Here is a 434-nt window from a genome sequence, read left to right on the forward strand (position 1 = left end):
TATTGATGGTGATGAGAACACGGTGCTGGTACCAGGCGATCGTTACGCGCAAATGCGTAATGTCTATTTCATCCCTTCCGCGCTGGCGCTGAAAAACTGGCTGAAGAAGTGTGGTTTTGTAGATATCCGCATTGCGGATGTGAGCGTTACCACCACAGAAGAGCAGCGACGCACCGAATGGATGGTTACCGAATCGCTGGCCGATTTCCTCGACCCACATGATCCGGGTAAAACGGTGGAAGGTTATCCCGCACCTAAGCGTGCAGTGGTATTGGCCGAGCGGCCTTATCATTGATCAAACTAGAAAAAATGGAATAAGCTTATTCTTTTTAGAATAAACTAATATTTCTTTTATTAAGTTTTTTCTAATATTATAGCAGCCAGAGATAGGTGATTGATTCCCCAAGAGGTTGTTATGAATATTGATCGTATAA

Annotated in this window: 1 protein-coding gene; it reads left to right on the forward strand. The window is 44.0% G+C overall.

Translation table 11 applies throughout. The features are described 5' to 3' along the window. The coding region (locus BTA35_RS16925; protein ID WP_139363727.1) for a DUF1698 domain-containing protein at positions 1–295 on the forward strand (295 nt) is incomplete at its 5' end. Between the last annotated feature and the right edge of the window lie 139 nt (positions 296–434).

It is taken from the genome of Oceanospirillum linum (assembly GCF_001995095.2).
Lineage (GTDB): Bacteria > Pseudomonadota > Gammaproteobacteria > Pseudomonadales > Halomonadaceae > Oceanospirillum > Oceanospirillum linum.